Annotated in this window: 18 protein-coding genes; 6 read left to right on the top strand and 12 right to left on the bottom strand. The window is 62.2% G+C overall.

Translation table 11 applies throughout. The features are described from left to right. Positions 1-9: 9 nt before the first annotated feature. From C8264_RS16780 to C8264_RS16825, 10 genes are all read right to left on the bottom strand, one after another. Complete coding sequence (locus C8264_RS16780) at positions 10-762, bottom strand: ABC transporter permease (protein ID WP_108462138.1); 753 nt, start codon at positions 760-762, stop codon at positions 10-12. Continuing rightward, positions 759-1691, bottom strand: a complete 933-nt coding sequence (locus tag C8264_RS16785; protein ID WP_108462139.1) for an ABC transporter ATP-binding protein — start codon at positions 1689-1691, stop codon at positions 759-761. The genes C8264_RS16780 and C8264_RS16785 overlap by 4 nt, the downstream gene beginning before the upstream one ends. Further along, positions 1688-2881: an ABC transporter permease gene (locus C8264_RS16790; protein ID WP_108462140.1), complete on the bottom strand. Its 1194-nt coding sequence runs from the start codon at positions 2879-2881 to the stop codon at positions 1688-1690. The genes C8264_RS16785 and C8264_RS16790 overlap by 4 nt, the downstream gene beginning before the upstream one ends. A gap of 140 nt (positions 2882-3021) precedes the next feature. Further along, positions 3022-3933 carry a glycine betaine ABC transporter substrate-binding protein OsmF gene (gene osmF / locus C8264_RS16795; RefSeq protein ID WP_108462141.1) on the bottom strand — a complete coding sequence of 304 codons (912 nt, stop codon included), beginning with the start codon at positions 3931-3933 and terminating at the stop codon, positions 3022-3024. Between the two features lie 92 nt (positions 3934-4025). Next, the gene (locus C8264_RS16800) at positions 4026-5585 is read right to left on the bottom strand and encodes an aromatic amino acid lyase (protein WP_108462142.1); all 1560 of its coding nucleotides are present in this window, start codon (positions 5583-5585) and stop codon (positions 4026-4028) included. Positions 5586-5605: 20 nt separating this feature from the next. Further along, positions 5606-6619: an ABC transporter permease gene (locus C8264_RS16805; protein WP_108462143.1), complete on the bottom strand. Its 1014-nt coding sequence runs from the start codon at positions 6617-6619 to the stop codon at positions 5606-5608. Then, entirely contained in the window at positions 6616-7593 is a 978-nt protein-coding gene (locus C8264_RS16810; RefSeq protein ID WP_108462144.1) for an ABC transporter permease, read from the bottom strand. Before C8264_RS16810 ends, C8264_RS16805 begins: the two co-directional genes overlap by 4 nt. Next, entirely contained in the window at positions 7590-9095 is a 1506-nt protein-coding gene (locus C8264_RS16815) for a sugar ABC transporter ATP-binding protein (protein ID WP_108462145.1), read from the bottom strand. Before C8264_RS16815 ends, C8264_RS16810 begins: the two co-directional genes overlap by 4 nt. A gap of 139 nt (positions 9096-9234) precedes the next feature. Continuing rightward, positions 9235-10221: a rhamnose ABC transporter substrate-binding protein gene (gene rhaS / locus C8264_RS16820; RefSeq protein WP_108462220.1), complete on the bottom strand. Its 987-nt coding sequence runs from the start codon at positions 10219-10221 to the stop codon at positions 9235-9237. Positions 10222-10264: 43 nt separating this feature from the next. Further along, positions 10265-11071: a DeoR/GlpR family DNA-binding transcription regulator gene (locus C8264_RS16825; protein WP_108462221.1), complete on the bottom strand. Its 807-nt coding sequence runs from the start codon at positions 11069-11071 to the stop codon at positions 10265-10267. Positions 11072-11252: 181 nt separating this feature from the next. Between C8264_RS16825 and C8264_RS16830 the strand changes: the two genes are divergently transcribed. Both C8264_RS16830 and rhaI read left to right on the top strand, forming a co-directional pair. Then, complete coding sequence (locus tag C8264_RS16830) at positions 11253-13352, top strand: bifunctional rhamnulose-1-phosphate aldolase/short-chain dehydrogenase (RefSeq protein ID WP_108462146.1); 2100 nt, start codon at positions 11253-11255, stop codon at positions 13350-13352. A 125-nt stretch (positions 13353-13477) separates the two neighbouring features. Next, positions 13478-14767, top strand: a complete 1290-nt coding sequence (gene rhaI / locus C8264_RS16835; protein ID WP_108462147.1) for an L-rhamnose catabolism isomerase — start codon at positions 13478-13480, stop codon at positions 14765-14767. Positions 14768-14829: 62 nt separating this feature from the next. On the opposite strand, the gene C8264_RS16840 is transcribed toward rhaI, so the two are convergent. Further along, positions 14830-15741, bottom strand: a complete 912-nt coding sequence (locus C8264_RS16840; protein ID WP_108462148.1) for a LysR substrate-binding domain-containing protein — start codon at positions 15739-15741, stop codon at positions 14830-14832. A 117-nt stretch (positions 15742-15858) separates the two neighbouring features. Between C8264_RS16840 and C8264_RS16845 the strand changes: the two genes are divergently transcribed. After that, positions 15859-16038: a hypothetical protein gene (locus C8264_RS16845; RefSeq protein ID WP_162783710.1), complete on the top strand. Its 180-nt coding sequence runs from the start codon at positions 15859-15861 to the stop codon at positions 16036-16038. A 46-nt stretch (positions 16039-16084) separates the two neighbouring features. Further along, the gene (gene ybaK, locus C8264_RS16850; RefSeq protein WP_108462150.1) at positions 16085-16558 is read left to right on the top strand and encodes a Cys-tRNA(Pro) deacylase; all 474 of its coding nucleotides are present in this window, start codon (positions 16085-16087) and stop codon (positions 16556-16558) included. A 74-nt stretch (positions 16559-16632) separates the two neighbouring features. Here the strand turns inward: ybaK and C8264_RS16855 are convergent, their stop codons facing one another. Next, positions 16633-16779: a DUF1127 domain-containing protein gene (locus C8264_RS16855; protein ID WP_108462151.1), complete on the bottom strand. Its 147-nt coding sequence runs from the start codon at positions 16777-16779 to the stop codon at positions 16633-16635. 348 nt (positions 16780-17127) lie between these two features. On the opposite strand from C8264_RS16855, the gene C8264_RS16860 reads away from it, so the two are divergent. Continuing rightward, positions 17128-19386 (top strand): heavy metal translocating P-type ATPase, encoded by a 2259-nt coding sequence (locus C8264_RS16860; RefSeq protein ID WP_281261460.1) that lies wholly within the window; start codon positions 17128-17130, stop codon positions 19384-19386. Then, the gene (gene cueR, locus C8264_RS16865; RefSeq protein ID WP_108462153.1) at positions 19383-19793 is read left to right on the top strand and encodes a Cu(I)-responsive transcriptional regulator; all 411 of its coding nucleotides are present in this window, start codon (positions 19383-19385) and stop codon (positions 19791-19793) included. Before C8264_RS16860 ends, cueR begins: the two co-directional genes overlap by 4 nt.

Here is a 19793-nt window from a genome sequence, read left to right on the forward strand (position 1 = left end):
TCGCTCTGGTCATGCAGACGCCCTTCCCAATTGGCCGGTGCGCAGCATCAATGTGCGCTCCAGCGCCGACAGCGCATCATAGATCAATACCGCCAGCACGCCGACGATCAAGCCGCCCTGCAACACGAAGGCCGTATTGCCGGTGGTGAGGCCGGCAATGATGACTTCGCCCAAGGTGCGGGCTGCGACGGTGGAGCCGATCGTGGCGGTGGCGAGCGAGATGACGGTCGAGAGCCTGATCCCAGCCAGAATCACCGGCAGCGCCAGGGGCAGTTCGATTTTCACCAGCCGTTGCCAGCCCGTCATGCCGACGCCCTTGGCGGCGTCTGTCACTGCCGGCGGCAGATTGGTGAGCCCGGTCAGGGTATTCTCGAATATCGGCAGCAGGCCATAGAGGAACAGCGCCACCAGCGTCGGTGCAGTGCCGAAACCCAGCATCGGCACCGCGAGCGCGAGGACGGCCACCGGGGGAAACGTCTGCCCGACATTGGCGAGCGAGCGCGACAGGGGCAGGAATTCGGCGCCGAATGGGCGGGTAACGATGATCGCCAAGCCCACGGCGATGATGGTGGACGCCAGCGTTGCCGCCAACACGATGCCGAGGTGATTGATGGTGATATCGAGCAGATTGCCCTGGTTGTAGATCGCCGGCTGGGTGTCGCGGGCAAAGAGCCCGAAGAAGCCGCTGAACAGGTCGGGGTTGACCAGCAGCAACACCAGGATCGCGAAGGCAAGAACCCTGAGCAGATTGCCGATGGTCATTGCGGACGCGCCAATCGCGCGAGGGCGTCGAGGGTCACCTGACCGACGAGCTGGCCGTCCCGGCGGACTGGCAGGGCCGAGCGGCCGGACCACAGGAGCTCGGCGTAGGCGTCTCGCAGGGATGCGGTGGCGTCGATGGGCTCGCCGTCCGGCGTGCCCGGTTCAAGATGGTCCGCCACTGTGGCGAGCGACAGCAGGCGGAATGGCCGTTCGCTGGTGCCGATCAGTTCGGCGACGAAGGGCGTGGCCGGATTGGCGATGATTTCGGCGGGTTTGTCGCATTGCAGCAGCTTGCCCTTGTCCATCACGGCGATGACGTCGCCCAGATGGATGGCTTCCTCCATGTCGTGCGTCACCAGCACCACGGTGGTGCCGAAACGGCGCTGGATGGACAGCAAATCCTCCTGCGCCTTGGCGCGGATGACGGGATCAAGCGCGCCATAGGGCTCGTCCATCAAGAGGATATTGGGCCCGGCCGCCAGCGCCCGCGCCACGCCGACGCGCTGTTGCTGGCCGCCCGAGAGTTCGTGCGGCAAGCGATCGCGGAACTCGGCAGGGTCGAGCTGGAAGAGGCTGAGCAATTCATCAACGCGGTCGGCGGTCTTGCGCTTGTCCCAGCCGAGCAGCTTGGGAACGGTTGCCACGTTCTGGCCCACCGTGCGGTGGGGGAAAAGCCCGTGCCCCTGGATGGCGTAGCCTATCCTGCGGCGCAGCTCGTAGGCGGGGATGCCGGCGATATCCTGCCCATCGATACGGATGTGGCCGGAGGTTGGCTCCACCAGCTTGTTGATCATTCGCATCAGCGTGGTCTTGCCGGAACCGGAGGTGCCCACGATCACGCAGATGCTGTGCGGCTCGATGGTGAGTGTCACCCGGTCCACGACCGCGGTGGTGTTGTAGACCTTGGTGATGTCGTCGATTTCGATCATGGACGGCGCACTCCGCGCGATGTCATTTCTACCAGCGCGTCGAGCACGACGGCGGCCGCGAAAGCCAGCGCCACGGTGGGGATGGCGCCCAACAGCACGAGATCCATTGCCGTTTGTCCGATGCCCTGGAAAACGAACACGCCGAAGCCGCCGCCGCCGATCAATGCGGCGATGGTGGCGAGGCCGATATTTTGCACCAGCACGATGCGGATGCCGGTGAGGATGACGGGAAAGGCCAGCGGCAGTTCGATGCCGACCATGCGCTGGCGGCCGGTCATGCCCATTCCCTTGGCCGCGTCCACGGCAGCAGGCGGAACGCCGAGCAGGCCGACCACGGTGTTGGAAACGATGGGCAGCAGCGAATAGGCGAAGAGCGCAACCATGGCCGGCGCGGCCCCGATGCCGGAAATACCGGCGGCGGACGCGCCGGGAACGTTCGCCGCCACCCAGGCCAGCGGCGCAATCAGCAGGCCGAAGAGCGCGATCGAGGGAATGGTCTGGACGATGTTTAGCACATTGAGCACCGCCGCCCGGACGGGCCGGACCTTGTAGCAGAGTATGCCAAGCGGCATGCCGACCACTGCGGCGATGGCGACGGAGCCGAACGCCAGCGCCAGATGGGTACGCGCTTCGGCCCAGAATGCGGGGGCGCGGGTGCTGTATTCCTTGAGGAGCGACAGATCGTTCCAGCTGCCGCTCCAGAGCAGCAGTGTGGCGGCGGCAATCACGGCCAAGAGGATAGCGATGCGCGCTAGAGGCGCCAGGCGTAGGCGGGTCAGCGCGTCGGTGACCAGGAGCGCAAAGGCAAAGACCAGCAGCCAGAAGCCGGCGCCGGGGGAAACCCGGGCGAAGGTGTCACCCTCCGGGGTGAGGTATCCGGCCGACCAGCCGATGACGACGAACAAAGTTGCAAGGACAGCAAAGCCCGCGACCAGTTTGGCAATGATGGGCAGCCTGAGCAACGCCACGGCGAAACCGACCAGCAATATTCCGATCAGGAGGGCAGCGGGGAAGCTTGGCAGTGCATCGAGCAGCGAACGTGGTTCGCCGAGCACGATGCGGTTGGCGCGGAATAGGGCGAATGGCAATGCGGCGCCGGCAAGAGCAATCAGGGCGATGAGGACGCCGAGTTTGTCGAGGGCGAGCCAGGTGGGGCGGGACGTTGCACTCTGTGCTGCGGCAAGGCTCATGCAGGCTCCGGATGTTCGGGTGGGATCGTGCTACGCCGCCACCAAAAACGCGGTGTCATCCCGGGTGAGGAGACACCTCGCCTCCCACCGCGTCATTCCCGCGAACGCGGGAATGACGCGGTGGGCTCCAAACTCTGCCCCTACTGCAAAAAGCCAGCCGTCGTCAGATAGTCGGTCGCCACGGCAGCGGCTGCTTCGCCGCCGACCTGGACGCGGCCATTGAGTTCCTGCAGCACTTCGAGGGTGAGGCTTTCGAACACGGGCTTGAGCAGTTCTTCGATCTGCGGATATTCGGCGAGCACTTCTTCGCGGATGATCGGCGCGGGCTGATAGACCGGCTGCACGCCCTTATCGTCTTCCAGAACCGTTAGGCCGGAGGGCGCGATGCCGCCGTCGGTGCCATAGACCATCGCGGCATTGACGCCATTGGTCTGCTGGGCAGCAGCGGCGATGGTTGCCGCGGTGTCGCCGCCCGAAAGGGTCACGAGCTGATCCGGGGAGAGCGTGAAGCCATAGACTTCCTGGAACTTGGGCAGCGCTGCAGGCGAGTTCACGAACTCGGCGGAGGCCGCGAGCTTCACCTCGCCGCCACCGGCAACCCAGGCGCCGAACTCGGTGAACGTGGTCAGGTTGTTGGCCTCTGCCACATCGCTACGGATGGCGACCGCCCAGGTGTTGTTGGCCGGCGATGGGGTCAACCAGACGATCTTGTTGGCTTCATAGTCGAGCTTGGCGACCTCGGCATAGGCCGATGCTGCGTCATTCCAGATCGGGTCTTCCGCCTTGTCGAAGAAGAAGGCGCCATTGCCGGTATATTCGGGATAGATGTCGATTTCGCCCGCAGTGATGGCTTCGCGCACGATCGGGGTGGCGCCGAGCTGGATGCGGTTTTCCACCGAGATATCATTGGATTCCAGCACCTGCTTGATGATGTTGCCCAGCACGCCGCCTTCGGTATCGATCTTGGAGGAAACGACAACCTGGGCATTGGCCGAAGTGACCGAGATGGCGAGCGCAGCAACGGCGCTCAGAAGAGTGGACTTGAGGCGCATGATTTCTCCGTTTCCCTGGGCATTCACCGCGCAGCGCGGCTCTTGTCCAACGTAGATTACCGTTTTGGCAGAATTGGGCTAGGCCGCAAATGCTACGGAACCAGGCCCAACGCGAAAAACTCATCCAGTTCCATGACGGTTGAGTGGGCGATAAGTTCACCCATGAATGGATGGGATTGCAATGCCCTTTCCACCACCTCCACTTCAGCCGACAGCGGACGGTCGGCGACATAGTAGGCGGCGTGCTGCCGGACCAGGTCATAAATCATGCCGGGCACATTGCCGGGACTGTCCTGCGTAATGTCCAGCGCCTGGGCAGCAAGGATCGCCTCAAGCGCCGCAAGCCGCTGCAGCGCCAGCACTTGCCGCTCCAGACGTTCAACGACAAGCGGCAGGAACGCCGCTTCGTCCTCCATGCCGCCCGCGACGACCATCGAATTGGCCGAAATGGGGTTGGTCATGGAAAGGACGCGGGCGAACAATTCTCCCGCCAGCTTGATGATCGGACCGAAGCCCGTAGCGATGGCGCCCGGCGCCACCAAATTGACCGGCAATTCCCGGCGACCGCCATTGCCGAGAAGCACGCAGCGGTTGAACGAATTGCGCGCCACATGCGTCAGCCCAAGCTGGGCAGTCTGCAGGAACACGGTCACATCAAGCGGCAGGGAACCGCCCGAGGTCAGGATTTGCCCGCCGGCAACCACTGGATTATCGTCAGTCCGCCCCGTGGCGGCGAGCAAGGTCTTGCCCGCCACTACCAGCGTATCGAAAGCGGTGGCAAACACCTGGCTCATCATGCGCAGGCTCAATGGGTCCTGAATGTGGGTGGCATCAGGCCAGTCCCAACCCTTGGCATTGAAGTAGAGCCAAGCGCCGATCCCGGCTTCGCGATCGGTGCCGACATGGGCCACGGCCTTCCACGGGTCGCGCGAAGCACCCAAGGCCCCTGCAGTCGTCAGGGCCGTTGCCAGCATCACGCGTACCGTGGTCGCAGCTTGCCGAATGGCCGTGGCGGCCGCGGCATAGCCAACAGCATTGGTGGATATCGACGCCAGGCTATCGCGCGGAGCCAGGCGGAATGGCTTGAGCCCTGCCGCTGCCAGGGCTTGTCCGGCAGGCTGGCGGCGATCGGCAAATATGGCCTCACCCGAGCCGGTCAGCACGGCGCCGATCTGGCCCATCAAGCCAATGTCCGCGCAACCGATCGAGCCGGTTCGCCGCACCACCGGCACCACATCGGCCGAGAGCAACGCCAGATAAGCCTCCACCAGATCGGCAGTGCAGCCGACCCGGCCGGTCAGCGCCATGTTGACGCGGATCGCCATAGCCGTGCGCACGATCTCGGAGGAGAAGGCTTCACCGGTACCGAAATGGTGGGCGCGGACCAGGCCCAGATTGAACTCGTCCAACTGGTCGGGCGTCCACTCCACATCCTTCATGGCGCCCACTCCGGTGGTCGAGCCATAGACCGGCCGGCGATGCGCAATGGCATCCTCGATGACCTCGCGTGCATTGCCGACGCGCTCCATCGCGAGCGGATCGGCGAGCACACTGGCCTTGCGGGTTCCTATTCGGGCAATGTCGGAAAAACTCAGCGGCTTGCCACTGAGCAGGATTGGCTCGGACGAGAGGGAGACAGCATGTTCGTTCATGCCGTCTCTATACCGTGCTTCTAGGCGCTGCGCACCGATGATCGCTGCCGCCACATGCGGAACAGGATCGGCAGGGCGATCACCATGATCAGCAATGCGCCGATGAAGATCGACATCACGATCCCCGGCACGTTGAGAAGACCCAGCCCGAAGGTCACCAGCCCCATGATCAGCGCCGCGAGGACGACGCCCACGATCGAGCCGGCGCCACCCAGGATCGAAACTCCGCCCAGCACCACCATGGTGATGGCTTCGAGTTCCCATCCCTCGGCAATCGACGGGCGGGTGGAGCCGAGCCGCGCAGTCAGCAGAACCGCTGCCATGCCGCTCATCAGGCCGGTGAGGCAAAACAGGATGAACTTGGTACGAGCGACACGCACGCCGGAGAACTCCGCCGCCACGTCGTTATTGCCGATAGCGTAGACCCGGCGCCCGAAATTGGTGCGTTGCAGCAGCACAAAGTAGACAGCGGCGCAAACCAGGAACAGCACGAGTTCGAACGAGATCACCCAATATACATAGCCCTGGCCGAACCAGGAAAAGCTTGCCGGATAGCCCTTGAAGCTCTGGTCGCCCAGGATGATGAAGCTGATGCCGCGGAAGAGGCTCATGGTGCCGATCGTGACCACTATGGACGGCAGCTTGAGGCCGGTCACAAGGAAGCCGTTGAACGCGCCGCAGAGGATGCCGGTGCCGATGCCGATCGCCACCAGGGCCGGCGTGTCGGCACCAAACTGCAGCGCCCAACCCATCAGCGTGGATGCCAGTGCGATGATCGCGGCAACCGACAGGTCGATTTCGCCGGAGATGATCAGCAGCGCCATGGCGAGCGCAATCAAGGCCTTCTCGGTGAAGTTGAACGTCATGTCCGAAAGGGACCATTCGTTCAGGAAGTAGGGCGATGCGAGTGAATTGAGGATGAAGATGGCGATGGCCACCAGCACCAGTAGCGATTCCCAGCTCAACACGGTTGCCTTGAACGGGCTATCCAGACGGTTAGGTAGGCGGCGAGGGGTTGCGGTTGTGTCGGTCATACGGCCTCCGCCTTCTTCAGGATGATCCGGCCCTTGCGTTGTTCGCCACGGGCGTTCAGCACCACGGCAAGCAGGATCGCCGAGCCGGAAATCGCCATCTGCCAGAACGGCGATATATTGATGACAGGCAGGGCGTTGTTGATGACGCCGAGGAAGAGCGCCCCGAGCAGTACGCCCGTGACGGTGCCGATGCCGCCGGCGATGGACACGCCACCGATCACGCAGGCCGCGATGATGGTGAGTTCATATCCGCTCGCCACTTCCGTCGACGCGATCACGTAGCGGGACACCCAGAGATAGCCGCAAAGGCCGGCCATGGCGCCCGCAATGGTGAAGGCCATGAACTTGGTGCGGCCTACGTCGATGCCGGTATAGACCGATGCTGTCGGATTGACGCCGATGGCATAGAAGGAGCGCCCGAGAGGTGTTCGCGTCATCATAAGCCAGAACAGCAGCGCCACGACGATGGCGAACCAGCTCAGCAATGGCAGGCCGAGGAACACCATGCGCTGCAGATTGATGAAATCGGGGCTCATCTGGGCCGCGTTGACCCAGGCGCCGTTGGAAATCACGAACACCAGGCCGCGGTAGATCGTCAGCGTGCCGAGCGTCACCACGATCGGCGGGATGCTCAGCTTCCACACCAGCACGCCATTGAACGCGCCCAGCCCTGCGCCAATGACGACGCACATCGCCATCAGCAGCGGGATCGGCGCGCCGGGGAATGCCGCGTTGGTCATGGCGACGATCATGCCGGTGAGCGCCAGATTGGCGGCCATGGACAGGTCGATCGAGCGGGTGAGGATCACCACCATCTGCCCGAGTGCGAGCATCATCAGAATGGAGGTGTCGTTGAAAATGGTCAGCAGATTCTGCGGCTGAGCGAAGCGCGGGAAACGCGCGGTGACGATCACCAGCAGCAGCAGAATGGCGAGGCCGAGCCAGATTTCGCGGTGTTTGGTCAGCGCCTTCATGCCGCCTGCTCCTCGGCTATGCCGGCGGCCAGCCGCACCAGCGTTTCGGGCTGCAGGCCGTTGTTCTCCAGTGTGTCGACGATCCGGCCCTCGCGCATGACGACGATGCGGTCGCTCATCCCCAGCACTTCGGGCAGTTCGGACGAGACCATGATCACACTCAAGCCCTCGGCCACCAGTTCGCTCATGAACTGATGCACGGCCGCCTTGGAGCCGATGTCGATGCCTTTGGTCGGTTCATCGAGAATGATGACCTTGGGCAGCGTTGCGAGCCACTTGGCGATCACCACCTTCTGCTGGTTGCCGCCCGACAGGGTCGAAACGTCTTGGCTGAGGGAGGATGCGCGCAGGTCCAGCCGTTCGGTATAGGTGCGGGCGAGGGCATATTCCTCGGCCATGCGCAGGAAGCCGGACTTGGACGTCTTGCGAAGCGACGGCAAGGAGACGTTCTTGAAAATCGGTTCTCCCGTAATGACGCCCTGCTTGCCGCGCTCCTCGGGCACATAGACGATGCCGGCTTCGACGGCGTCCGCGGCGGATTTCGGCGATATGATTTGCCCGTTTAGGACCAGGGAGCCGCTTGACGGCTGGGTCATGCCGAAGACGGCCTGCATCACCTCGGAGCGCCCTGCCCCGACCAGCCCGTAAAAGCCGAGAATCTCACCCTTGCTCACGGCAAAGGAGATGTCCTCGAATTCGGTGGGGTGGCTCAGTCCATTGGCTTCGAGCACGGTCTCGCCGATGGTCGCTGTGCGCTCAGGGAAGATGTGGTCGACGGCACGGCCCACCATCATCTGCACGATCTGGCTTTGGGTGGTGTTCTTGATCATTCCCTTGCCCACCTGTTCCCCATCGCGGAACACGATGAAGCGGTCCGCGATGCGATAGATTTCGTCGAACTTGTGGGAGATGAAGAGGATCGCCTTGCCGTCCTGCTTGAGCAGTTCGATGAGGACGTAGAGTTCTTCGATTTCCTTCTGGCTCAAGGCGGCGGTGGGCTCGTCCATGATGACCACAGCAGCATCGATCGAGAGCGCCCGCGCTACCGCCACGAGGTGCTTCTTGGCAATGCCGAGTTCCCTAAGCTTGATGTCGGGGTCGATCCCCGCCGCCATGGCGTCCAGCGTCGCTCTGGCTTCGGCACGCATCTTGCGCCAATCGATCATCCCGAAACGGTTGCGCGGCGCGTGGCCCAGATAGATGTTTTCGGCGACGGTCATCTCGTCGAACAGCACGGTTTCCTGATGGATCGCCGTGATGCCGACCGCCGATGCAGAATGGGCAGTCGGCAGCGTCACGATCTTGCCGGCGACCCGGATTTCACCGGCGTCTGGTTGGTAGATGCCGGTCATGGTCTTGACCAGCGTCGACTTACCCGCGCCGTTCTCGCCGATCAGCGCGGTGACCTCGCCGGGATAAAGCTCCAGCGACACATCGTTGAGCGCCCGAACGCCGGGGAAGCTCTTGGATATGCCGGAGAGGGTGAGGATGGGTTCGGTCATGAAGCGGTCTTTGAGCCTTCACCACGTCATTCCCGCGAAGGCGGGAATCTCCCTTCGGCTGAAAGGGGATTCCCGCCTTCGCGGGAATGACGCCGTGGGTTGGAAGGTGGCCGGGCGCATGCGCCCGGCCGTAGCAGTCTCAATAAATCTTGCTGAACTCTTCGATGTTGGACTTGTCGAACTGGAACGGCACGGCCATTGCAGCAGCGTTGGTGTCGTCCAGGGTCACTTCGCCAACGCGGCCGATCGAGAAGGTTGCGCCCGGAGCAGCTTCTTCGCCTTCAACCAGTGCGTTGGCCAGCATCACGGCCGAGTAGCCCAGATCGATCGGGTTCCACAGGGCAACGGCCTGCGAAGCACCATTGTCGATGAACTGCTTGAACTCGGATGGCAGCGCGAGGCCGGTCACGTTGATCTTGCCGATCAAATCTTGGTCGGTGACCACCTGGGCCGCCGCAACAACGCCGACCGTGGTCGGGGCTATGATGGCCTTGAGATCAGGATAGGCTGCAATCAGGCCCTTGGCTTCGTCGGTGGACTTCACCGAGTCGTCGTCGCCATAGACGGTCGCGACCAGATTGATGTTGGGGAACTTCTCGGGCAGCGCAGCTTTGGCCGCTTCGATCCAGGCGTTCTGGTTGGTTGCCGTTGACGCAGCCGACAGGATCGCCACGTCGCCACCTTCGGGCAGATAATCGGCGGCCAGCTTGATAATGGTTTCGCCGATCAGGGCGGTGTCGGATGGGTTAAGATGGATCTGGCGGCCTTCTTCGGCAACGCCGGAGTCGAACGACACAACCTTGATGCCGCGCTGCATGGCGCGCTGCAGAGCCGGCACCAGCGCATCAGGATCGTTGGCGGAGATGGCGATGGCGTCGACCTGCTGGGCGATCAGCGAGTTGATGACTTCGATCTGGGCTTCGGCGGTTGCAGCTGTTGGGCCGGTATAGATGACTTCGACATCGCCCAGTTCGGCGGCAGCTTCCTGCGCGCCCTTGTTGGCGGCGTCAAAGAAGCCGTTGCCGAGCGACTTCACGACGAGCGCGATGCGGGTCTGGGCATAGGCTGGAGCGGCGAGCAACACTGCAACGGCAGTGGTGGCGGCCAGTACTTTCAAAAGCTTCACTTCGGTTTCCCTCCCTGGGATCTTCTGGTCTTTGCGTTTCGCTTCAGGCGACGGCAGCTTGCCGCTCACTTGAGGCACTTGTTTCCGCCACGATGAGCCGCACGCCTGCCGTTTCCAGCATCTGGCGGTCTTCGTCGCGTATTCCGCTGTCGGTAATGACGGCGGCTATTCGGTCGAGCCCACACAGGATGAGGCTCGATCTCCCCGAAAACTTGGATGAATCGGCAAGCACGATGACTTCGTCCGCCTGCCCGATCAGGGCGAGTTCGGACTGGACCACCATCGGGTCGGCTTCCATCAGCCCATGCGCGCCGATGCCCTGGCAGCCCAGGAACATGCGCTTGGCATAGAAGTGGCTCGCCACCACGCCGCCGAATGGCGACAGGATCACGTTCTGCTCGCGATAGATCGTGCCGCCGGGAATGACGACGGAATTGCGCGAGTTGTGAATGAGATATTCGGCAATGGCGAAGCTGTTGGTGAAAACGCTGAGCCGCCGGCCCGCCAGATGGTGCACCATCTGGTAGGTCGTCGTGCCGCCATTGATGATGATGGGCTCGCCATCGCGGCAGAGGTCGACGGCAGCGCGGGCGATGGCGCGCTTTTGCGCGATGTTGATGGTTTCGTTGACCGAGAATGGCCGCCCCATCAGCGCGGACTGCTCGGGCGGATTGACCGCCTCGGCCCCGCCGCGCACCCGGCGCAGTTCCCCACGCTCGTCCAGTGCTGCGATATCGCGGCGAATGGTGGCTTCGGACGATCCCGTCACCTCGCACAAATCGGCAACGGTCATCACCGGGCGGCTTTGGACCGCGGCCAGGATCACTCTATGTCGCTCACTCTCGTGCAATGCTGCCATCCTCCTGACGCATTCCTTCACATTGAATCCGATCAGTGTCAATCAACAAACCATCATCATTGAACAACGAATGCCGATCGCGATCATTCGTGATTGATTGTGATTGACACTGACGGGCGATCGTGGCCATCTCCCGCTCAATTCTTGACCATATCTCTTTGGAGGAGACCCCATGTCCACCACCGCGCCCAAGCGCCTTGCGAACCTTTGGGATGACGCAAAGGCCGCCGCCATGAGCGAGCCCGAGCGCCTCGTCTATCGCTCGAACCTGCTGGGCAGCGACAAGCGCGTCACCAATTATGGTGGCGGCAACACCTCCTCCAAAATCATGCAGAAGGACCCGCTCACCGGCGAGATGGTGGAAGTTCTCTGGGTCAAGGGCTCGGGCGGCGACAGCGCCTCGATCAAGCTCGATGGCTTCTCGACGCTCTACATGGACAAGCTGCGCGCGCTGAAGGGTCTCTATCGCGGCGTCGAATTCGAAGACGAGATGGTGGGCTATTTGCCCCACGCCACGTTTAATCTCAATCCACGCGCCGCTTCGATCGACACCCCGCTTCATGCCTATGTGAACCACCCGTTCGTGGATCACATGCACCCCGATGCGATCATCGCCATTGCGGCCTCCAAGAACTCGCGCGAGCTCACGCAGCAGATCTTTGGCGACACGATCGGCTGGCTCCCCTGGAAGAAGCCCGGCTTCGAGCTCGGGCTATGGCTGGGCAAGTTCTGCGAAGAGAACCCCAACGCCAAGGGCCTGATCCTTGAATCGCACGGCCTCTTCACCTGGGGCGACACGCCTAAGGAATGCTACGAAACCACGATCGGCATCATCAACCAGGCCATCGAATGGTTTGAAAAGAAGACCGAAGGCAAGACCATCTTTGGCGGCCAGGCCGTCGAGTCCTTGCCTGCCGAACAGCGCCGCGCCATTGCCGCTCGCCTGATGCCCAAGATCCGTGGCTTCATCTCCGAAGACAGCCACAAGCTCGGCCATTTCGATGACTCGGCAGCCGTGCTGGAGTTCGTCAACTCCAAGAACCTTCGTCCGCTCGCCGCCTTGGGCACCTCCTGCCCCGACCATTTTCTGCGCACCAAGATCCGCCCACTGGTGATCGACTTCGACCCTGCCAATCCCGACGTTGATGCCGTCATCGCCGACCTGGCTGACGCGATTGCCGCTTATCGCGCCGACTACACCGCCTATTACGAGCGCTCCAAACACGACAACTCGCCCGCCATCCGCGATCCCAATGCCGTGGTCTACCTGATCCCGGGCGTCGGCATGATCACCTTCGCCAAGGACAAGGCCACCGCTCGCATCTCCGGCGAGTTCTATGTCAACGCCATCAACGTGATGCGCGGCGCCTCCACCGTCAGCGAGTACCAGGGCCTGCCTGAGCAGGAGGCCTTTGACATCGAATACTGGCTGCTGGAGGAAGCGAAGCTCCAGCGCATGCCCAAGCCAAAGTCCCTTGCCGGCAAGATTGCGCTGGTCACCGGCGGCGCCGGCGGCATCGGCAAGGCCACTGCCGTTCGCCTCCTGCGCGAAGGCGCTTGCGTGGTACTAGCCGATATCGACCAGGCAGCGCTCGACAGCGCCAATCAAGAGCTGAGCTCCGTGTTCGGCAAAGATGTCGTCCGCCCGGTCAACATCAACGTCACCCGCGAAGAGCAGGTCATTTCCGGCTTCGCCCACGCCGTGGTGGAGTTCGGCGGGCTCGACATCCTCGTGTCCAATGCCGGCCTCGCGTCCTCCGCGCCGATCGAGGACACCACGCTCGAGCTGTGGAACAAGAACATGGACATCCTGTCCACGGGCTATTTCCTGGTCAGCCGCGAAGCGTTCCGCCTGTTCCGTCAACAAAAAATCGGCGGCAATGTCGTGTTCGTTGCATCCAAGAACGGCCTTGCCGCGTCGCCAAACGCTGCCGCTTATTGCACCGCCAAGGCCGCCGAAATCCATCTGGCCCGCTGCCTGGCGCTGGAAGGCGCTGGCGAGCAGATCCGGATCAACGTCGTCAACCCGGACGCCGTTTTGCGCGGCTCCAAGATCTGGGCAGGCGAATGGCTAGAGCAGCGCGCATCGACCTACAAGACCGACAAGGACGGCCTGGAGGAGATGTATCGCGAGCGCTCCATGTTGAAGCGTTCCGTGTTCCCCGAGGACATCGCCGAAGCTATCTATTTCTTTGCCTCGGAGGCGTCGGCCAAGTCCACGGGCAACATCATCAACGTCGACGCGGGCAACGCGCAGTCGTTTACGCGGTAAGGGGCGCTATCTCTCCACACCCACGTGTCACCCCGGCGGAGGCCGGGGTCCATCCTGAGACGTCAAGATGGATACCGGCCTTCGCCGGTACGACACCGAGTGAGTGGAGCAGCCGGAGGAAACAAATGACCGAATACATCATCGACAAATCCACCGTCGAAGCCGAGAACGCCAAGCACGAGGCCAGTCTGCGCGCCGACTATGACAGCCTGGGCGAGCGCCTCGACCGGCGCGGCATCTCCATCGATGCCATCAAAGCCAAGGTTTCCCAATTCAACATCGCCGTTCCCTCCTGGGGCGTTGGCACTGGCGGCACGCGCTTTGCCCGCTTCCCCGGCCCTGGCGAGCCGCGCGACATCTTCGACAAGATCGAGGACTGCGCCGTTATCGCCCAGCTGACGCAGGCGACCAACACCGTCTCGCTCCACATCCCGTGGGACAAGGCCGATCCCAACCGCCTGAAGCAAGCTGCATCGCGCTTCAACCTCGGCTTCGACGCGATGAACTCCAACACCTTTGCTGATGCCAAGGGCCAGTTGCAGAGCTACAAGTATGGCTCCCTCTCGGCCGCCGACGCCCCTACCCGCCAGCAGGCAATCGAGCACAATCTCGAATGCATCGAGATCGGCAAGACCATTGGGTCCAAGGCCCTGACCGTCTGGATCGGCGACGGCTCCAATTTCCCCGGCCAGGTCAACTTCGCCACCCAATTCGAGCGCTATCTCGACTCGGCCAAGGCTATCTACGCCGCCCTGCCCGATGACTGGCGCATCTATACCGAACACAAGATGTACGAGCCGGCGTTCTATTCGACCGTCGTGCAGGATTGGGGCACCAATTACATCATCGCCAAGGAGCTGGGCGAGAAGGCCTATTGCCTGGTCGACCTCGGCCACCATGCGCCCAACGTAAACATCGAGATGATCGTCTCGCGCCTGGCCCAGTTCGGCAAGCTCGGCGGCTTCCACTTCAACGACAGCAAATATGGCGACGACGATCTCGACGCCGGCTCGGTCGATCCCTATCGCCTGTTCCTCGTCTTCAACGAGCTGGTCGACATCGAAACGCGCGACGCCAATTTCCATCCGGCCCACATGCTGGACCAGTCCCACAACGTCACCGATCCAATCGAGTCGCTGATGCTGTCGGCGTCCGACGTGCAGCGTGCCTATGCGCAGGCGCTGCTTGTTGACCGGAAGGGCCTATCGGAGGCTCAAGATGCTAACGATCCGCTAACCGCAACGCAGCGTCTGCGCACCGCCTACCGCACTGATGTCGAACCGATCCTGGCGATGTCGCGGTTTGAAAAGGGAGGCGCCATCGACCTGCTCGGCACCTATCGCGCGGCGGGGTACCGCCAGAAAGTCGCCGAAATCCGTCCAGAAGTCGCCGCCGGTTCCGGCGGTATCGTCTAGATATCCACGCGCCTCCCGCGGGGAGAAAGCGAAGGCCCGTGAAGCGATCCACGGGCCTATTGTCATGGCTGGCGCGTCGCCCCGCCGGCCCGCAGCGGCTCCGTCGCTGGAATGATCCATTCGCGAAAGGCCTTGATCTTGGGGGAGTTTCGCCGCGCCTCGGGATAGACGAGATAATAGCTGTGCTTATCGGAGGCGATCAGGTCGAAGGGCTGGATCAGGCGACCGGCGGCGATGTCCTCGACATAGAATGCCGGCGTCAACATGGCGACGCCGCGCCCCGCAATCGCTGCTGCGGCTTCGAGGTTCTGAGAGCCGAGCTGGCTGATCGGGCGCGTCTCTATGCTGTAGCCAGTCACCCCAGCCTGCTCGAACCAGAGCGAGAACCATGGATCGTCGGCATCGACCATGGGCAGCTTCAGCAGGTCGGCAGGCTCCCTGATGCCCCCGATCGAGTCGGCAAGACGCGGACTGAGCATGGGGGTAAAATCCGCTGCGAGCAGGAAGTGCCCGGCGAGGCCCGGCGGCACACCGATACTGCCGCGGATGCCCAGGTCGAACTCCTCGGTGGCGAAATCGACCACACGCGGCGAGCTTTCCACGCGCACGGCCAGATTGGGATGCTGCAGCTGGAAATGCCCCAGATTTTGCACCAGCCAATGGCTGGCAAAGGTCGGTACCGAGGTAATGCCGAGCATGCCGTCGATGCGGCCGCGGCTATCGGCAAAGGCGCTGCGCAATGTTTCGAAGGCGTGCGTCACCTCGGGTGCCAGCCGGGCGCCGGTCTCGCTCAGCGCAATCTGACGCGGCTTGCGCAGGAAGAGCGGCGCGCCGACGCGCTCCTCGAGAATCCTGATCTGGTAGCTCACCGCGGCCTGGGTCATGCCCAGTTCCTCGGCCGCCCGGGTGAAGCTCAAATGCCGCGCAACGGCCTCGAAGGCGCGCACTGCGGTAAGAGGCGGCAATGCTGACATGGATCAAATCTCCTTATGCACGCCATCGGAGCTTTAGTTGGAAATCGGCCGCAATACCAGCAATCCTGGAACTGTTAAAACAATCCGGGAGCCGTCCGCATAAGGATGGTTGTAGCCATGACTGTGATTGCCAAGCCGTTCGCCGCTGCCGCTCACCTGTTTCACTGGCGATTTCCGCATCTGTCCAGTGCTGATCGGCGCCGGCGGCAGGCGACGATTGATTTGATCAATGCTTCGCCGCATTTGCTGCGGGATATCGGGGCGACAGAGGACAAGGTGGTTTGCCGCAAAAAGTGAGGGTTGCGGCTTGCGCGGGCGGCCTCGTGTTCACTAGAAATGGCCCATGTCCAAGACCACGCCCGCCACTATTGCGCTCACCAGGGCCGGAGTGCCGTTCAGCACGGCAACCTATGACTATGACCCCGATGCCGATCGGGTCGGGCTGCAAGCTGCTGAAGCGCTGGGGGTTTCGCCGTCCATCGTGCTCAAGACGCTGATGGCGGAGGTGGATGGCAAGCCGGTCTGTGTGGTGGTGCCCTCGGATGAAGAGGTCAACATGAAAAAGCTGGCGGCTGCCTTCGGCGGCAAGTCGGCGCACATGATGAAGCCGGCGGATGCGGAGCGTTTGACCGGCTACAAGGTGGGTGGCATCAGCCCGTTCGGGCAGAAAAAGCCGATCCCGACCGCGGTGGAAGAGCTCGCTTGCCTTGAAGATGAATGCTTTTTGAATGGCGGTCAGCGCGGATTGCAGATCCGAATGAAGCCGGACGACCTGATTGCCGCGTTGGGCGGAAAGCTGGCAGATCTGATCCGGTAAAAACCGGACCCAGAAAAGACAAAAGGCGCCCGAATGGACGCCTTCATCTCAAATCTTAAAGCAGCGACCAAGTCTTAGTTGGTGTAGTTGCCGCGAGCGATGTTCTTGATGTCGCCCTTGGTGATGCCCAGATCATTCAGCTGACGGGTGTCGAGAGCGTTGAGCTCGCGCATCGTGCGCTGATACTGAGCAAACTTTGCGATTTTCTGGCGGATGTTCATTTTCGGTTCCCCTTCGTTTGATGACCTCTATATAGACCCGCCCGGTCGTGATTAGAAGATGGGCTTTGTGCACAACCGTTATGCAGTGGGTGCAAGCAGAAGAGGCAATCTGGCAGTCTGACCTCTGTCGCCTGTCCCCGCCCGACCGGAACATAGCCACGCCGTCGCCTTCATAAGATGCTGATTAGCAAGGAGTTTACTAGCTTTCCTTCTGACCGCGCGCCGTAAAATCAAATTTTACCATCTGGTCAGGAGCCATGCGGCTGGCTGGAACCTCGATTATTCCCTACATGGCCTTGACCTTACCATCATTGGAAGGTTTATATGATGTCGGACGAGGTGATTGCCATGAATGAACACGTCCATACCAAGCCCATATCCATCGACATCGAAGGCATGACTTGTGCGTCCTGCGTGGCGCGGGTGGAAAAGAGCCTTATGAAAGTGCCGAGTGTCACTTCGGCCTCGGTCAATCTGGCCACCCAGCGCGCCACCGTGCAACTCGGCGAAGCTTACGACCTCGATCCCTTGCTCGAGGCAATCGAGAAGGCGGGCTATAAAGGCAGCAAGACGCCAGGGGCCCATCATCATGACCACGGATCGCATCAACATCACGATGAGGATGCGGCCGTGTTGCGCCGCGACGTGCTAATTGCGGCAGCATTTACCCTGCCGCTCTTCGTGCTGGAGATGGGGGGCCATCTCTATATGCCGTTCCACATGTGGCAGATGTCCGTGATCTCCATGGATGTGCTGTGGACGCTCTACTTTATAGCGACCAGCATCGTGCTGTTCGTTCCCGGTTGGCGCTTTTTCAAGATCGGCATCCCGGCTCTGCTGCGCGGCGCGCCGGAGATGAACTCCCTGGTCGCGCTCGGCTCGGGCGCAGCCTATCTCTATTCGGCGGTCGCCACCTTTGCCCCGCAAGTGCTGCCGCAGGGCACGCGCTATGTTTATTATGAGGCCGCGGCCGTCATCGTGACGCTGATCCTGGTGGGGCGACTGCTCGAGGCAATGGCCAAGGGCCGCACCGGCGAGGCGATCCAGCGATTGGTGCGCGAGCAGGCCAAGACGGCCCGAGTGCAACGCGATGGCCAAACAGTCGAGCTGCCCGTCGAACAAGTGGTTGCCGGCGATGTCATCATCGTCCGCCCCGGCGAGAAGATCGCGGTGGATGGCGAGATCATCGAAGGCGCCAGCCATATCGACGAGTCGATGATTTCGGGCGAGCCCCTCCCGGTCTCCAAGACCGTTGGCGCGGCCGTAGTCGGCGGCACCATCAACACCTCCGGCAGCTTCAGCTTCCGCGCGACCAAGGTTGGCGGCGATACTATGCTGGCGCAGATCATCCGCATGGTCGAAGAAGCACAGGGCGGCAAGCTGCCGATCCAGGGCGTCGTCGACAGGATCACGCTGTGGTTCGTGCCGGCGGTTATCGCTTTGGCTATCCTCACCTTTGCCGTCTGGACAATCTGGGGGGCAGAGCCCGCCTACATTTTTGGCCTGGTCAATGCCGTCGCCGTGCTGATCATCGCCTGCCCTTGTGCCATGGGCCTCGCCACGCCCACCTCCATCATGGTGGGAACGGGCCGGGCGGCAGAACTGGGCGTGCTGTTCCGCAAGAGCGAGGCGCTGCAGCAATTGCGTGACGTTAGGGTTGTCGCATTCGACAAGACCGGCACGCTGACGCAGGGCAAGCCGGTATTGACCGACCTCATCCTCGACGATGATTTCGAGCATGACGAGGTGCTGGCTCTGATAGCAGCGGTGGAAGCAAAGTCGGAGCACCCGATCGCTGCTGCCATCGTTGCTGCGGCCAAGAAAAGTGCGCTGGTGCTTGGCACGGTGACGGACTTCAATTCGCACGCCGGCAATGGCGTGATGGCACGTGTCGATGGGCGGCTCGTGTCCATCGGTTCGCAGCGCCATCTGCAGCACCTGGACTTTTGCGACTTCACCCAGACCATTGAGCGGCTTGCCGACGAGGGCAAGACGCCAGTCTTTGCCGCCATCGAAGACAAGCTGGCTGCGGCAATCGTCGTGGCCGATACCATCAAGCCGTCAAGCAAGGCCGTGATCGCGGCGCTGCATGGGATGGGTCTGAGGACCGTGATGATATCGGGCGACAATCAGCGCACCGCTGAAGCCATCGCCCGCCAATTGGGCATTGACGAGGTGCGGGCCGAGGTCTTGCCAGCCGACAAGGTCGCCACGCTCAAGGGGCTGCGCTCGTCTGGTTCCGTGGCATTCGTCGGCGACGGCATCAACGACGCGCCTGCCCTGGCGGAAGCCGATGTCGGGATCGCTGTCGGCACCGGTACCGATGCGGCCATCGAGAGCGCCGACGTTGTATTGCTAGGCGGGGATCTCAAGGGCGTACTCGATGCGCTCACGATCAGCCGCGCCACGATGAAGAACATTTGGGAAAACCTGTTCTGGGCCTTCGGCTACAACGTGCTGCTGATACCCGTTGCGGCCGGGGCGCTGTTCCCCGCTTTCGGCATCCTGCTCAACCCAATGATCAGCGCTGGCGCGATGGCACTGTCTTCGGTGTTCGTCGTTGGCAATGCGCAGCGCCTTCGCACTGTCAAAGGAGTACGCTTATGAATATCGGGCAAGCCTCCAGCGCCTCGGGCGTATCGGCCAAGATGATCCGCTATTATGAATCCATCGGATTGATCCGCGCGCCCTCGCGCACCGAGAGCAATTACCGCGTCTATGGCTCGGACGAGGTGCATGTGCTGCGCTTCGTCAAGCGGGCGCGGACCCTTGGTTTCTCCGTCGAGGAGACGGCAACGCTGCTCAGCCTCTGGCAGGACAAGTCCCGCGCCAGCGCAGAGGTCAAGGACATCGCTACCGGGCACATCGCTGCGCTCGAAACCAAGATCAACGAGTTGCAGGGCATGGTGAATACCCTAACGCATCTTGCCCATTGCTGTGGCGGCGACAACCGCCCCGACTGCCCGATCCTGGATGATCTGGCGGGCGAAACAATTTCAATGAAAGGACACTGA

It is taken from the genome of Devosia naphthalenivorans (genome assembly GCF_003056355.1).
GTDB classification, from domain to species: domain Bacteria; phylum Pseudomonadota; class Alphaproteobacteria; order Rhizobiales; family Devosiaceae; genus Devosia; species Devosia naphthalenivorans.

Coding starts and splice junctions, on each gene's coding strand:
- C8264_RS16780 (WP_108462138.1), bottom strand. CDS start 762: ATGACCATCGGCAATCTGCTCAGGGTTCTTGCCTTCGCGATCCTGGTG.
- C8264_RS16785 (WP_108462139.1), bottom strand. CDS start 1,691: ATGATCGAAATCGACGACATCACCAAGGTCTACAACACCACCGCGGTC.
- C8264_RS16790 (WP_108462140.1), bottom strand. CDS start 2,881: ATGAGCCTTGCCGCAGCACAGAGTGCAACGTCCCGCCCCACCTGGCTC.
- osmF (WP_108462141.1), bottom strand. CDS start 3,933: ATGCGCCTCAAGTCCACTCTTCTGAGCGCCGTTGCTGCGCTCGCCATC.
- C8264_RS16800 (WP_108462142.1), bottom strand. CDS start 5,585: ATGAACGAACATGCTGTCTCCCTCTCGTCCGAGCCAATCCTGCTCAGT.
- C8264_RS16805 (WP_108462143.1), bottom strand. CDS start 6,619: ATGACCGACACAACCGCAACCCCTCGCCGCCTACCTAACCGTCTGGAT.
- C8264_RS16810 (WP_108462144.1), bottom strand. CDS start 7,593: ATGAAGGCGCTGACCAAACACCGCGAAATCTGGCTCGGCCTCGCCATT.
- C8264_RS16815 (WP_108462145.1), bottom strand. CDS start 9,095: ATGACCGAACCCATCCTCACCCTCTCCGGCATATCCAAGAGCTTCCCC.
- C8264_RS16830 (WP_108462146.1), top strand. CDS start 11,253: ATGTCCACCACCGCGCCCAAGCGCCTTGCGAACCTTTGGGATGACGCA.
- rhaI (WP_108462147.1), top strand. CDS start 13,478: ATGACCGAATACATCATCGACAAATCCACCGTCGAAGCCGAGAACGCC.
- C8264_RS16840 (WP_108462148.1), bottom strand. CDS start 15,741: ATGTCAGCATTGCCGCCTCTTACCGCAGTGCGCGCCTTCGAGGCCGTT.
- C8264_RS16845 (WP_162783710.1), top strand. CDS start 15,859: ATGACTGTGATTGCCAAGCCGTTCGCCGCTGCCGCTCACCTGTTTCAC.
- ybaK (WP_108462150.1), top strand. CDS start 16,085: ATGTCCAAGACCACGCCCGCCACTATTGCGCTCACCAGGGCCGGAGTG.
- C8264_RS16855 (WP_108462151.1), bottom strand. CDS start 16,779: ATGAACATCCGCCAGAAAATCGCAAAGTTTGCTCAGTATCAGCGCACG.
- C8264_RS16860 (WP_281261460.1), top strand. CDS start 17,128: ATGAATGAACACGTCCATACCAAGCCCATATCCATCGACATCGAAGGC.
- cueR (WP_108462153.1), top strand. CDS start 19,383: ATGAATATCGGGCAAGCCTCCAGCGCCTCGGGCGTATCGGCCAAGATG.